The organism is Lentzea kristufekii (genome assembly GCF_033949925.1).
In the GTDB taxonomy this organism is placed as follows: domain Bacteria; phylum Actinomycetota; class Actinomycetes; order Mycobacteriales; family Pseudonocardiaceae; genus Lentzea; species Lentzea kristufekii.
Map to the genome: position 1 here is coordinate 612,562 of NZ_JAXAVV010000002.1, position 14,387 is coordinate 626,948.

A 14,387-nucleotide genomic window follows, 5' to 3' on the forward strand; every position below is an offset into this window, starting at 1 on the left:
TTTGGCGCCTGACTTACGAGCCGCGACGTTCTAGGTTGTAGACATGATCAGGACTCTGTTTCGCTCGCTCGAGGCCGTGCACGGAATGATCTACTTCGCCCCCGAGGCGGACTCCCGGTACGCGAGCGTCGGGCTCGACCGGGCCGGCGGGTACTTCGCGTCACGGGCGGCGGCGCTGGGGGCGGTCGGGGCCGAGGTCGTGATCGCGACGTTCTACAACTTCAACCCCGCGATCGTGCGGGCGCGCATTCCGCAGGCGTGGGAGAAGGTCTCGCCGGAGCGCATGCTGGAACTGCGCTGGGAGGCGGCGGACGAGGCGTTGGCCAAGGTGCTGCCCGACGACCTCAAGGAGCTCACGGAGCTGGCGAAGCGGGCGGCCGAGCGGTCCAAGGAGATGCCGCACGGCCGCACGTTGTTCGCCGCGCACGCCGCCCTGCCGTGGCCGGACGAGCCCCGCCTGCAGCTGTTCCACGCCCAGACGCTGCTGCGCGAGTTCCGCGGCGACGGGCACCTCGCGGCCCTGCTCAGGCACAACGTCACCGGCATCGAGGCGCTCGTGCTGCACGTAGCGACGGGGGAACTTCCTGCCGATGCGCTGCGCAAGACGCGTGCGTGGTCCGAGGAGCAGTGGGCGGCGACGCTGGAGGACCTGCAGAAGCGCGGCCTCGTCGGCGAAGACCAGCTGCTCACCGAGAAGGGGCGCGAGCTGCGGGACGGCATCGAGGCCGACACGGACCAGATGGCCGCGCCGGCCTACGACGTCCTGTCCGACCAGGAGAAGCAGCGGTTCGTCGAGCTGGCCTCGCCGCTGAGCAAGGCCGTCCTCGAAGCAGGGATGGTCCCCGGCCGCCGCTAGTCGGTGTCCGTGTCGGTGCCGTCCCGATCCGTCGACGCGAGCGCCTTCTCGGTGACCTCGTCCTTGCCCGCCCGGTGCTTGCCGGGATGGGTCAGCGAGAAGTGCGCCTCGTCGCGCATCCGCTCCACCATGTGCGGGTAGTGCAGCTCGAACGCCGGACGCTCCGAGCGGATCCGCGGCAGCTCCGTGAAGTTGTGCCGCGGCGGGGGCGAGGACGTGGCCCACTCCAGCGAGTTGCCGAAGCCCCACGGGTCGTCCTGCGGGGCCGGGTCGCCGTAGCGGTAGGAACGGAAGACGTTCCACACGAACGGGAGTACGGACGCGCCGAGCAGGAACGCGCCGATCGTGGAGAACGTGTTGAGGTACGTGAAGCCGTCGGAGGGCAGGTAGTCGGCGTAGCGGCGCGGCATGCCCTCGTTGCCCAGCCAGTGCTGCACGAGGAACGTGCCGTGGAAGCCGAAGAACGTCGTCCAGAAGTGCAGCTTGCCCAGCGGCTCGTTGAGCATCCGGCCGGTCATCTTCGGGAACCAGAAGTAGATGCCCGCGTACGTGGCGAACACGATCGTGCCGAACAGCACGTAGTGGAAGTGCGCCACCACGAAGTACGTGTCGGACACGTGGAAGTCGACGGCCGGTGAGGCCAGCAGGATGCCCGTCAGGCCACCGAAGAGGAACGTCACGAGGAAGCCGATCGAGAACAGCATCGGCGTCTCGAACGTCAGCTGCCCTTTCCACATCGTGCCGATCCAGTTGAAGAACTTGATGCCCGTCGGCACCGCGATCAGGAACGTCATCAGCGCGAAGAACGGCAGCAGCACCGCACCCGTCGCGTACATGTGGTGCGCCCACACGGCCACGGACAGCATCGCGATCGCGAGAGTCGCGAACACCAGGCCCTTGTAGCCGAACAACGGTTTGCGGCTGAACACGGGGAAGATCTCCGTCACGATCCCGAAGAACGGCAACGCGACGATGTACACCTCGGGATGGCCGAAGAACCAGAACAGGTGCTGCCACAGGATCACGCCACCGTTGGCCGGGTCGAACACGTGCGCCCCGAGGTGCCGGTCCGCCGCCAGGCCCATCAAAGCGGCCGTGAGGATCGGGAACGCCAGCAGGATCAGCACGGCCGTCACGAGGATGTTCCAGGTGAACACCGGCATCCGGAACATCGTCATGCCCGGCGCCCGCAGGCACACCACGGTGGTGATCATGTTGACCGCGCCGAGGATCGTGCCCAGACCGGACACCGCCAGACCCATGATCCACAGATCGGCGCCGACACCCGGCGAGTGCACCGCAGACGACAACGGCGTGTAGGCGAACCAGCCGAAGTCCGCCGCGCCGCCCGGTGTCACGAAGCCCGCGACGACGGTGGTGCCGCCGAACAGGAACAGCCAGTACGAGAAGGCGTTCAGGCGCGGGAACGCGACGTCCGGCGAGCCGATCTGCAGCGGCAGGATGAAGTTCGCGAACCCGAACAGGATCGGCGTCGCGTACAGCAGCAGCATGATCGTGCCGTGCATGGTGAACAGCTGGTTGTACTGCTCGTTCGACAGGAACTGCAGCCCCGGCCGCGCCAGCTCGCCGCGCATCAGCAGCGCCATCACGCCGCCGATCATGAAGAACGCGAACGACGTGGTGAGGTACATGATCCCGATCTGCTTGGGATCCGTCGTCTTGAACAGCTGGAGGAAGTACGAGCCTTTCGGCCGTGCGCGCGCCGCCCCGGGATGGGGGACTACGGGCGTTGGCTTGATCGTGGTCATCGCGCCTCCTCCGTGCCAGGAGTGAATCGTCCTCCCGGTCAGACCGGGGGGCAATCCACGACGAGCACCGCACTGGTCACCGGGACCACCGGCGCGCCCACTGAAATGCCGCTGACCTGCACGTAGTAGGCGCCGGGGGCCAATTCACCGAATCTGATCGACATCCTCTCGGAGATGGCCGGACTGCGCGATTCGACCTGTTTGCCGTTCTCGTCGAGCAACGCCACCTTCAGCGCCCGTGCCGGCGTGTCCTTCAGCTCGACGGTGACCTCCACGTCCTCCCCGGCCAGCGCCAGGTCCGGCACGCTGACCTGCGGCTCGGTCGAGGTCACGTTGCGCGGGACGATGGGCTTCGCGGTCAGGAACGACTCCACGGCGTCCAGTACGGCGGCGTTGTCCTGCAACGACGTGTGCTGCTCCGTCACGCGGTGCAGCGTGTTCGAGTCCAACGCCAGGCCACGGCGTGCGGCACCGAGCATCGGCACGGTCGAGTCCCCGTACAGCTCGTCGCCCTCGTACGTCCGATAACAGGTGACTTTGCCGTCAGCGATACGAGCAGTGGTGGCCGTCGGCTGCTTACCGCCGAGGATCGCGTACGTCCGATCGGCGAACGAGTCGGTCAACGAACCGTGGAACGCCATCGCGTCCGTGACCATCTTCGTGTCGAGCTCGGGCAACGACACCTCGGTGGTCTTGAGGAGGCCATTGGCGGACTCGATGCACGCGTACTCGGGCAGCAGCTGGTGCAGCGACGGCATCGACCGCGCGAACTCCGTCAGGTCGATCGCCAGCGGCCCGAGCTCCTTGCGCACGCCGTTGACCAGCTGGTCCAGTGCGGCGGCCGCCCCGCGGTACGGCGTGCCCATCGTGATCAGCTTCGCGGTCCGCTCGGCCATCCCGCACTGCTCGATGCACCACCGCGCGACCAGCCCGCCCATCGAGTGGCAGACGAAGCTGACCTTGGCATCGGGTCCGATCCGGTCCAGCGCCTCGTCCACCCGCCGGGCCAGCAACGCGCCGTTGTAGCGGTTCGACAGCCGCCAGTCGTAGGCGAAGAGCAGCAGGGTGCCCTTCTCCACGGTGTAGCCGAGCGAGTTCATCCGCCTGGTCACCCGGTCGTAGCCCTTCAGCGGCGTCCAGATGCCCGGGATGACGTGCAGGTCCGCCATCAGCCCCACGGGCTCGACACCGTCGCCGGGGTGCTCGTCGCCGATGCCCTCCGGGAGCTTGAGCTTCTTCAGGCTGCGGCCGAGCGTCAGCACCGCGCGCAACGCGGCCTTGCCCGACACCTCCCAGACCATGCCGTCCTCGTTGCGCAGCGTGCTGCCGAGAATTCCGGGCAGGACCACCACCAGATCGGTCATCAGGACTCCTCAGCGAGCTTGCGGATGAGCGAGAGCAACGCGAAGTTGGCGGGCACCAGATAGGTCAGCTCGTGGATCCACGCCAGCCGCTGACCGTGCGCGGGCAACGCCAGCCGCGAGTCACCTGCCCGAGCGCGCGCGACCACCTTGTACAGCGCCGCCAACGCGTGCGGCTCCAACGCCGTCACGGCCTGGGTGAGTGCTTGAGGCGACGCATGAGCCGCGAGCCCGCGCAGGACGTCGGTCACGCGCGCAGGGTCTTCCACGGCGTCCAGCACGAGGTCGAGCACATCGGCGTCCTCGTCCGCCAGCAGCAGCAACGCGTGCACAGGCCGGTTGTCGCGGACGTTCTTCAGCACTTCCTTGTCCAGCAACTCCTCGCGGCGCATGGCGAGCAGCTCGCGCCGGCGTGCGGGTGTGGCGTCCACGAACTCGTCCGCGAGACTCGCGAGCAGCCACGGCCGATAAGCGAGCACGACGCCCTGCTGCTGCGCGGTCACCCGGCGCGCCTGGATGACCTGCGCCTCGATCAGGCTCGTCCCGTACAGCGCCTCCGTGACGGCTACGTCCGCGTCCGTGGACAACAACTCGGGGTGGCGGAGCAGGACGTCGCGCTCCTCCAGGTACGACCGCGCGAACACCCACGACCGGGCGGTCCGCAGCAGCGTCCGGTCGACCGACAGCCAGTCCGGCGTGGTGTCCCACGGCCACGGACCGGAGTCGTAGTGGCGGCGGGCGATGTCGTGCACGTCGTGGAGCGCCTGCCGCGACTGGCCGACGTGCGTGAGCGCCTGGCACAGCCACTTCGCCGCCGCCGGGTCACCGGCTTTCGTGGCTGCCGCCCGCAGCATCAGCAGCGTGGCGAGGTGGGGGCCGGTGAACCGAGCGGTCACCCGTTCCCAGGTCTCGTCGACGATCTCGGGCTGCTTCAGCCCCGCGCAGAGCGTGTCGAGCGTGAACAACGCCGCCGCCAGCGTCGACAGCCGGTCGGTGTTCTCCGGCAGCAGGCACACCTCGACCGTCCGCAGGCCGGTGACCAGCGCGTCGCGGGGCTTGTCCGCGTCGCGCTGGCGGCGCATCAGGTTGTGCAGCGCCTGGCCGTGCACGGGCAGGCCGTCGGCGAGGTCGGCGGCCTGCCTGGCTGCGTTCAGGGCCGCGTCCGCGCGGTCGACCATGCTGTACGCGACGCTCAGGCTGAGCGCGGCGGCGGCGAGCTGGGGACGGAACGCGGCGTGCCGGCCGAGCGTGCCGCTGATGTCCGCGGCCTGCTGCGTCATGCTCGCGGCGTCGGACAGCCTGCCCAGCGCCAGGTGGTCGCGGCTCAGTTCCACCAGCGCACTCACCAGGTCCGCGAGGAACACCGGGTTCGTCTGCGCGAGCGAGTAGTACAGCTCGACGGCCTGCTTCGACCGTTGCATCGCCTCGTAGCGCAGACCCGAGTCGCTGCACCGTGCGGCGAGACACTTGATCGCGCGCGCAAGCGGTGCGTCGGTCTCCACGGCCGCGACAGCGTCACGAGCCGTGGACAGCGCCTCCTTCCGCCGCCCCAGCATCGCGTAGACCTCGCTCAGGTCCACCAGTGCGCCACTGAGGTGCGCCGCGTACGTCGGGTTGTCGCCGCCGTGCGTGGTCGTCTTCGCGATGCGTTGCGCAAGCCGTTTGTGCGTGAGGCTTTCCGCCGTCGTCGGAGTCGACGCCACCAGCTCGCGGTACCGCACGGCGGCCTCTTCGGCGGGCGCCACGGCCTGCTGCAGGCGACCGGCCTCACGGAACCGGCGTCCCAGCTTGTTCAGCACGAAAGCCAAGTCCGCCAAGTACATCCGCAGCGTCGGCACCAACGCGCGGAAGTGCTCGGCGGCTTCTTCGAGAGGCGGGATGGCCTCGTCGCCGCGACCCCAGTGCATCAGCTCGTTCGCCGCCGTCGTGGCCGCGAGTGCGATGTCCGGCAACAACATCCGGTTCATCTGCGCGAGCGCGCGCAACCCGTCCAACGCCCGTGTGCCCGCGTGCCCGCAGTGCCGCCACGCGTACTTCCACAGGTAGCCCGGCACGTTCGGCGGGACGCCGGCGTCCATCCGCTGCCGGTACAGTTCGATCAGCGCGCAGGCCACCTTCTCCGCGTCCGGCGCGAACACCTCGTCCCGGCTCGGCGCGAACGGCGGCCGCAGGTGGTCGGCGAACGTCTGGTGCGTCAGCTTGAAGACCGCCGTGCCTTCCTCACCGTCCTGCACGACGTGACGGCCCAGTTCGGTGAGCACGGCGGTGATGTCGTCACGGGTGAACTCCTCGCCGGACAACGCCTGCGCGACAGCCCTCCACTCGGCTTCGGGGAATCCCGCGCCGTAGCTCCACGTCAGCGCCGTCAGCAGCGCACGGGCCGAGGGCACCTTCGAGAGCTCACGGTCGAACGCCGCGTCCAGCGAGAGCTTCAGATCGGCGCCACCGTCGGCCAGCACCTGGTCGGTGATCATCCACGCCGTCAGGAACGGCAGCTTCGCCAGTTCGTCCACTGTGGACTGTGCCGCGCCCGGGCCCAGCCGTGCCACGACGTACTCGCGGACGTCGGCCTCGCTGTCGGTGTCGTCCAGGTTCAGCACCTCGACCGGTGACAGCTCGGTCAGCAGCGGAGCACCACCCGCGACCCGCTGCGCCTGTCGCGTCGAGACGATCACCACCGCGCAGCTCGCGAGCTTGGTCAGCAGTGAGGTGGCGATCGAGAACGACTCACCGCGCGCCTCGTCCAGGCCGTCGACCACCAGCACCGGCGGCGAGGGCAGCGCGCTGACCACACCCACCAGTTCGGCGGCGCCCCGGCGCGGGCCGTCGGGGGCGGGGACCAGGCCGGCGGCGACGAGCTGGCGGCTGAGCAGGTCGGCCACGCGGTCGGCGTCCATCGCGCGGGCGTGCACGGCCGCGTCGACCGAGCCGGGACCGGGGTCGGCGTGCCGGAACGACGGCCCGGCGGTCAGCAGCAGGTCGCGCTCGGCCGGGTTGGACAGGCTGACGACTCGGCCGACGACCGCGGACTTGCCGGTGCCCGGCGAGCCGGTGACCACCCGCAGGCCGGCCACCCCGGACTTCACCCAGCTCACGACCTTGTCGACCTGGGCGGTGCGGCCGGTGAACCACGAACGGCCGGACGCGGAGTCACCACCACGTGCCGCCAGCAGAAGGTGCTTCACGACCGTGTTCGCGGCGTAGAGAGGATTGGGCAGCATCGGCTGTGCGGACCCGTACTGCATGAAGCGCGGCCGTTGGACGTCGCTGTCCCACGCGTTCAGCAACGCCGTGCCGACCGCGCCACCGTCGATCAACGCGATGCGGTCGCTCCACCGTCGCGCGTCCTCATCGGCCGTGGGACCTGCGCGCAGCAGCTTGCGGAGCTTCCCGCCGAACAGGCCGTCACGGGCCGTTTCGACGCTCGAACAGGACACCAGCACGCCCGCCCAGTGCACCTGCCCGGCCAGCAGCTCCTCCTGGACGGCGGCGACCGTGCGGACGGCCTCGTCGAGCTGGGCGCCCGAGTAGCAGGCGTCGACGATGATGAGCACCTGATGGGCGCCCGACGCGGCGCACCACAGCGCGAACTCGTGCAGCATGACGCCGTCGACCACACCGTCGTTGTCCCTGGCCAGGAGCCTGAGGTTGCCCGCGACGGGGATCGCGTGCCCGCTCCACAACGCCACCAGCGCGCCGCCGTCCTGGGGCTGCTGGCGCAGCGCCTTCATGTGCGCGCGGATCTCGGCCTCGGTCGGATCGGCCAGCGGGTCGCCCTCGTAGCCGTTGAGCAGCGCGCGCAGCTCCCGCACGTCGCTGACGGCGTGCTGCAGCGGCTGCACCAGCTCGTAGGAGCCGACGCCGATGCCGACGAACCTGCCTCTGACCCTCTCCTGCATTGCCACTACCCCCTGTCCACACGTCGTTCCGGGGGAGTGCTCGTTACTCGGGGTAACTCACATGGGCTACTGCTCCCGCGAATCCTTCGGCAGCTCCAGGTTCGTGTTCTTCTCCAGGAACCTCAGGAGCTCCACCGGGAACGGCAGCACCAGCGTCGAGTTCTTCTCCGCCGCCACCTCCACGATGGTCTGCAGCAGCCGCAGCTGGAGCGCGCCGGGCGTGGCCTCCATGGTCCCGGCGGCCTCGGAGAGCTTCTTGGACGCCTGCAGCTCGCCGTCCGCGGTGATGATGCGGGCGCGCCGCTCCCGTTCGGCCTCGGCCTGCCGCGACATCGAGCGCTTCATGCTCTCCGGCAGGGCCACGTCCTTGATCTCGACGCGGTCGATGTCGATGCCCCACTGCAGCGCGGGGGTGTCGATCATCAGCTCCAGGCCCTGGTTGAGGCGCTCGCGGTTGGACAGCAGGTCGTCGAGCTCGCTCTTGCCGATGATCGACCGCAACGACGTCTGCGCCACCTGCAGCATCGCGAACCGGTAGTCCTCGACGTTGATGACGGCCTTCGCCGGATCCTGGACCTTGAAGTACACGACGGCGTCCACGCGCACGGTGACGTTGTCGCGCGTGATGCCGTCCTGAGCCGGCACGGGCAGCGTGACGATCTGCAGGTTGACCTTCCGGAGCTGGTCGACCCCCGGGACCAGCATCGTCAGCCCCGGCCCGCGCACGCCCTGCCGGAGCTTGCCGAACCGGAACACCAGGCCCTGTTCGTACTGCTTGATCACTTTGGCGCTCATGGCGAGACCGAGGCCGCCGAGCACGACCAGCCCGCCGAGGATTTCCAAGAAGATCATGAGACCCCGCCTTTCACCGGCGAATGCCCTTGATCTGCAACGGTACGCCTGGTCCGACAATTTTCAGCAGCTCAAGACAGGGGCGGGCCCAGAGGGCGTGGTCGTCCCAACACCCGCAAATCACGCTCCACCCGGTGGCACGCGTTAGTGTCGGACACATGCAGACCTGGTCATCGATTCCTGTGCCACGGGTTCCGGGGGACCCCCGCCCGCTCCGGCTGTTCGACACGGCTACGGGCGAAGTGCGTCCGACGGCTCCAGGAGACACCGCCAGGTTGTACGTCTGCGGGATCACGCCGTACGACGCGACTCACCTAGGCCACGCCGCCACCTATCTGGCGTTCGACCTCGTGCACCGCGTGTGGCTCGACAACGGGCACAACGTGCACTACGTCCAGAACGTCACCGACGTCGACGACCCGCTGCTGGAGCGGGCGCTGCGGGACAAGGACGACTGGGAGGTGCTCGCGATGCGCGAGACCGCCCTGTTCCGCGAGGACATGGAGGCGCTGCGCGTCCTGCCGCCGCAGGACTACGTGGGCGTCGTCGAGGCGGTCCCCGAGATCGTCGAGGTGGTCGCGAAGCTGCTCGCCGACGGCCACGCCTACCGCGCGGACGACTCCGAGTACCCGGACATCTACTTCTCGCACAACGCCACGGGCCGTTTCGGCTACGAGTCGAACTACTCCTCCGAGGAGATGCTCCGGCTGTTCGCCGAACGAGGCGGCGACCCGGACCGCCCGGGCAAGCGCCACCCGCTCGACGCCCTGCTGTGGCGCATGAAGCGCCCTGGCGAGCCCGCGTGGCCGTCCGAACTGGGCGAGGGCCGCCCCGGCTGGCACATCGAGTGCAGCGCCATCGCCCACAACCGCCTCGGCGCCGGCTTCGACGTCCAGGGCGGCGGCTCCGACCTGATCTTCCCGCACCACGAGTACTCCGCGGCCCACGCCGAGGCCCAGACCGGCCAGCACCCGTTCGCCCGCCACTACGTGCACGCGGGCATGATCGGCCTCGACGGCGAGAAGATGTCGAAGTCGCGCGGCAACCTGGTCTTCGTCTCGAAGCTGCGTTCGCAGAAGGTCGACCCGAACGCCGTCCGCCTCGCGCTGCTGGCGGGCCACTACCGCGCCGACCGCCCGTGGACCCAGTCGCTGCTGGACGACGCACTGGCCAGGGTGGACAAGTGGCGCCGCGCCACGGACCTCGACACCGGACCGTCCGCTGTGGACACCGTGACGAGGCTGCGCGACCACCTGGGCAACGACCTCGACACGCCTCGCGCGCTGGCCGCGATCGACGCGTGGGCCGACGAGGCGTTGGCGCATGGCGGGTCGGACAGGCACGGGCCGTCGCAGATCCGTGACGCGGTGGACGCGCTTCTGGGCGTGGACCTCTAACCGGCAGGCCATCCGGTGGCGGTCCTCGGTTCGAGGGCCGTCACCAGCGCCTGCTGCACACCGCTGAAGTCCACGGCACTGGCCGTGGTCGCGCGAGTCCACGTCAGGTGCAGCCCTCGCAGCTGCGCGAACGTGGTGAGCCAGTCGTCGACCTCGTCGAACCCGAGCAACCACGGAGTGGGCTCCGCGCACCTCTTCCGCACGCGCCACGCGGGCTCGGGGTCGGTCAGCACGTCCCGGTGACGTTCCCAGAAGGCGTCCGCCTCGGCAGTGGACCTGGACGCGTCGGGGAACATCTGACGCATCAGGGCTTCGGCGGTGGGAGCACGCCAGAACCGCCTCCTGCGCTCCCGCGGCACCACGCCGTCCTCGAGCAGGTCGAGCAGCTCGGCCAGCACCGGCAACGCGGACGCGACGAACGCGTCCGACGCGCGAACGAGCAGGCCGTCGCCCATCGAGACCACGACGAAGCCGGACTCCTCCACCTCACGCCTCCCCGAACGTCGTGTGCAGGCCGAACCTGATCAGGTCCAGCGCGATCGTCTCGGCCTCGTCGCGGCTCTCGTACTCGCCGACCACCGCACGCCCGCCCTGGTGGATCTCTGTGGTCTTCTCCCTCGCGACCGCATCGCTCGCACCACACACCTTGCGCAGCAGGTGATGAACGACCGCGAACACGTTGTGGTCGTCGTTGTGCACGACGACCTGCCATGTCTCCCCAGGATTCACCGGCAGAGTATGCGACACGCCACAATGGACTCGTGACGGAGTCCTGGCAGCAGTCGCGGTGCTGGAGTTGCTCGACCTGAGCCTCGGCGGGGACGACCTGCGGCAGTGGTTCGGGGCCTGGACGTGGAACCGCCCCCGAGGCGGAAGCACCGGGGGCGGTTCGTTCAGCGAGGAGAGGCTCAGACGTCGAGCGTCCAGTTGTTCAACGTGCCGCTGTCCAGGAACGCCGCGTCACGCACGCGCAGCGTCCAGGTGCCGTTGGCAGCCTCACCGGAGAGGTTCTTGGTGTAGGTCTCGTTGATGTTGTCGGCCGAGCCGCCGGACCGGTTGTGCAGGTTGACGACGGTGCCGTCGGGCGCGACCAGGTCCACCACGAGGTCGCCCTTGTAGGTGTGCGTGATCGAGACCTTGATCGACGAGGTGGCCGACGCGTTGCCCGCGCAGCCGGAGACGACGATCGTGCTGGTCACCGTGGCCTGGTCCGGAATCGCGACCGGGGTGGAGTTGGTGCGGGCGTCACAGCTGCCGCCGACCGCGCTGACGACCCAGGAGAACGTGGCCGAGCCGGTCTTGTTCGCCGCGTCGGTCACCGTCGCGGTCACCGAGTAGGTGCCCGCCGTGGTCGGGGTGCCGGAGATCGCGCCGGAGGCGTTCGCCGACAGACCGGCCGGGAGGCCGGAGACGGACCACGTGTACGGCGCGGTGCCGCCCGAGGCCGCGAGCTGCAGCGAGGCCGGCGTGCCGACGGTGGAGTTCTGCGTGCCGGGGTTCGTCACGGACGGGTCGCCCGGCTGTCCGCCACCGAAGAGCGAGTACAGCAGCTTGTTCGGCGTGTTGGCGCCGACGTTGGTGATCTTGTTGGGCGTGGAGGCGGCGTTGATGCCGTTCCACACGGCGGCGGGGGAGTCGGTGGGGTGCGTGGCGAGCCACAGGGCTGCCGCGCCCGCGACGTGCGGGGTGGCCATCGACGTGCCGGAGATGTTGTTCGTGGAGGTGTCGTTGGTGTTCCACGCCGACACGATGTTCGAGCCCGGAGCGTAGATGTCCGTGCAGGAACCGTAGTTGGAGAACGACGAACGCGCGTCGGTGTTCGTCGAGGAGTTGACCGTGATCGCCTCGGCGACGCGTGCCGGCGAGGTGCTGCAGGCGTCGGTGTTCGAGTTGCCGGACGCGATGGCGTAGGTGATGCCGGCCGCGATGGAACGGCGCACGGCCGCGTCCAGGGTGGCGTCGGCGCCGCCGCCGAGCGACATGTTGGCGACAGCGGGCTTGACCGCGTTCGCCGTCACCCAGTCGATACCGCCGACGACACCGGCGGTCGTGCCGGAACCGCCGCAGGTCAGCACCTTGACGGCGACGATCTTGGCGGCCTTCGCGAGGCCGTACTGCGAGCCCGCGATGGTGCCGGCGACGTGCGTGCCGTGGCCGTTGCAGTCGCTGTTGTTGCCGTCACCGGAGGTGTTGGTGCCCCACGTCGCACGGCCACCGAACGTGGAGTGCGTCGTGCGCACACCGGTGTCGATGACGTACGCCGTCACGTTGGACGCCGTGGTGTCGTACTGGTAGCTGTTGCTCAGCGGCAGGTCTCGCTGGTCGACGCGGTCCAGACCCCACGACGGCGGGTTCTGCTGGACGTCGAGCGCGTGCACCTCGGCGTCCTGCTGGACGTACGCGACCTTCGGGTCCGCGGCGAGACGGGCGGCCTGCTTGGCCGTCATCTTCACCGAGAAGCCGTTGAGCGCGTGCTGCCAGACCTGACCGACCTGGCCGCCGTACTTGCTCGCCAAGCCCGGTGCGGCGGCCCTCGACGCCGAATCGGCCTTCAGCGAGACGATGTAGCTGTCCTTCACGACATCGGCGCGGTCGGCGCCGAGAATCGTCCCCACGTTTTCTTGAGCTGATGCGGCCGGAACCACAGCGGCGGCCAAACACATGGCGGCAGCGGCTGTGAGTCCCGCACCCAAGACTCTTCGCATGGCAGGGTTCTCCCTCGTGCAGGGAACAGGGTGTCCAGCACGCTAGCCCTAAACCGCAGGTCAGAGGGATACGCCAGCGGTTGCGAACTGTTGACAGATTTGCCTTTGCGTGTCAAAGCGAATGGTCGCTCTGCGTCACGGAAATAGGCTGAGAGAACGCATTTGGTTTCCCTATACCAACCCGAACGCCGCGAGGTCCACCCCTCGATCGACCCTACCGGCCGGTAGACATGCCGAAGTAGCGTCGCCCAGACGGAGGAACGAACTGATCGGGCAGTTCGCCGCCTGGGGACGCCATTCATCCGGTGTCGTGCGCGCTGTGTTGCAGCACAGCTGATCTCCTCATCGCGGTTGCCCGGTCCGGCGTTACACCGGCCCTGCACAAAACCGAAGATCAAGGAGAACTGCCTATGAAGCGCATGGCTGTCGCGGCTGTGGCCGTGCTGGCGGGTGCACTCGCGACGACGGTCTCCCCTGTCGCCGTCGCCGCGCCGCAACCGTCAGCTGACCTGCTCGCCGCGATGCAGCGCGACCTGGGGCTGGACGCCACGCAGGCGGCGGAGAGGCTGCGTCAGGAGAGCGCGGCCGCGGTCCTGCAGCGGGTCGCGGAAGGGTTCGCCGGCGAGAGCTACGGCGGCGCGTGGTTCGACGCGTCCATCGGCAAGCTCGTCGTGGGCGTGACCGACGCGGCCAAGACCGACAGGCTCCGCAAGCTCGGCGCGGAGCCCCGCACGGTCGCGCACAAGGCGAGCGACCTCGACGCGGCCAAGGCGAAGCTGGACGCCTCGCAGGCCCCGGCCGAGGTCACCGGCTGGTACGTCGACACGAAGGCCAACGCGGTCACGATCACCGTCAAGCGCGGTCAGGCCCAGGCGGCACAGGCGCTGGTGGAGAAGGCGGGCTCGGTCGCGAAGGTCGTCGAGACCGACGAGGCGCCGCGGCTGTTCAAGGACACCCGCGGTGGCGACGCCTACTACATCAACAACGCCGGACGCTGCTCCGTCGGCTTCGCGGTCGCGGGCGGCTTCGTCACCGCCGGGCACTGCGGTTCGCCCGGTGACACGGTGACCGGCGTCGACAAGACGGCGATGGGCGAGTTCGAGAAGTCGTCCTTCCCGGGCAACGACTACGCGTTCGTCAGGACCAACTCGTCGTGGACGTCCACGCCCAAGGTCAACCACTACGGTGGCGCGGACGTGATCGTCTCCGGCAACACCGAGTCCGCGGTCGGCGCCTCGATCTGCCGTTCCGGCTCGACCACGGGCTGGCACTGCGGCGAGGTCCAGGCCAAGAGCCAGACCGTGAACTACCAGGAGGGCTCGGTCAGCGGCCTCACGCGCACGAACGTGTGCGCGGAGCCCGGTGACTCGGGTGGCTCGTGGGTCAGCGGCACGCAGGCGCAGGGCGTCACCTCGGGTGGCTCCGGCAACTGCACCAGCGGCGGCACGACCTACTACCAGCCGGTCAACGAGATCCTCCAGACCTACGGCCTGACGCTCACCACGGGCTGATCACTCCCGGTGACAAAAAAGGAGGCGGCCTCCCCCG

The 14,387-nt window shown here is 69.1% G+C and carries 10 protein-coding genes; 3 read left to right on the forward strand and 7 right to left on the reverse strand.

The genetic code is table 11. The features are described 5' to 3' along the window. Window positions 1-43: 43 nt before the first annotated feature. Window positions 44-856, forward strand: a complete 813-nt coding sequence (locus tag SK571_RS06515) for an SCO6745 family protein (RefSeq protein ID WP_319983107.1) — start codon at window positions 44-46, stop codon at window positions 854-856. On the opposite strand, the gene ctaD is transcribed toward SK571_RS06515, so the two are convergent. The 4 genes from ctaD to SK571_RS06535 all read right to left on the reverse strand — a co-directional run bounded on the left by ctaD (window position 853) and on the right by SK571_RS06535 (window position 8,734). After that, a complete protein-coding gene (gene ctaD / locus SK571_RS06520) occupies window positions 853-2,625 on the reverse strand; it encodes an aa3-type cytochrome oxidase subunit I (protein WP_319983108.1) in 1,773 nt (590 codons plus the stop codon). The two genes, SK571_RS06515 and ctaD, sit on opposite strands and share 4 nt — an antisense overlap. A gap of 38 nt (window positions 2,626-2,663) precedes the next feature. Beyond that, window positions 2,664-3,989, reverse strand: a complete 1,326-nt coding sequence (locus SK571_RS06525; RefSeq protein WP_319983109.1) for an esterase/lipase family protein — start codon at window positions 3,987-3,989, stop codon at window positions 2,664-2,666. Further along, window positions 3,989-7,885, reverse strand: a complete 3,897-nt coding sequence (locus tag SK571_RS06530; protein WP_319983110.1) for a caspase family protein — start codon at window positions 7,883-7,885, stop codon at window positions 3,989-3,991. The genes SK571_RS06525 and SK571_RS06530 overlap by 1 nt, the downstream gene beginning before the upstream one ends. A gap of 66 nt (window positions 7,886-7,951) precedes the next feature. Next, window positions 7,952-8,734 carry a slipin family protein gene (locus tag SK571_RS06535; protein ID WP_319983164.1) on the reverse strand — a complete coding sequence of 261 codons (783 nt, stop codon included), beginning with the start codon at window positions 8,732-8,734 and terminating at the stop codon, window positions 7,952-7,954. 161 nt (window positions 8,735-8,895) lie between these two features. On the opposite strand from SK571_RS06535, the gene mshC reads away from it, so the two are divergent. Continuing rightward, on the forward strand, window positions 8,896-10,134 hold the full coding sequence (gene mshC, locus SK571_RS06540; RefSeq protein WP_319983111.1) for a cysteine--1-D-myo-inosityl 2-amino-2-deoxy-alpha-D-glucopyranoside ligase: 1,239 nt from the start codon (window positions 8,896-8,898) through the stop codon (window positions 10,132-10,134). On the opposite strand, the gene SK571_RS06545 is transcribed toward mshC, so the two are convergent. From SK571_RS06545 to SK571_RS06555, 3 genes are all read right to left on the reverse strand, one after another. Next, window positions 10,131-10,619, reverse strand: coding sequence for a hypothetical protein (locus SK571_RS06545; RefSeq protein ID WP_319983112.1), 489 nt, complete (start codon window positions 10,617-10,619; stop codon window positions 10,131-10,133). The two genes, mshC and SK571_RS06545, sit on opposite strands and share 4 nt — an antisense overlap. 1 nt (window position 10,620) lies before the next feature. After that, window positions 10,621-10,863: an ATP-dependent Clp protease adaptor ClpS gene (locus SK571_RS06550; RefSeq protein ID WP_319983113.1), complete on the reverse strand. Its 243-nt coding sequence runs from the start codon at window positions 10,861-10,863 to the stop codon at window positions 10,621-10,623. A 179-nt stretch (window positions 10,864-11,042) separates the two neighbouring features. Next, a complete protein-coding gene (locus SK571_RS06555; protein ID WP_319983114.1) occupies window positions 11,043-12,749 on the reverse strand; it encodes a S8 family peptidase in 1,707 nt (568 codons plus the stop codon). Window positions 12,750-13,249: 500 nt separating this feature from the next. Between SK571_RS06555 and SK571_RS06560 the strand changes: the two genes are divergently transcribed. Next, window positions 13,250-14,350, forward strand: a complete 1,101-nt coding sequence (locus SK571_RS06560; protein ID WP_319983115.1) for a S1 family peptidase — start codon at window positions 13,250-13,252, stop codon at window positions 14,348-14,350. The last annotated feature ends 37 nt before the right edge of the window (window positions 14,351-14,387 follow it).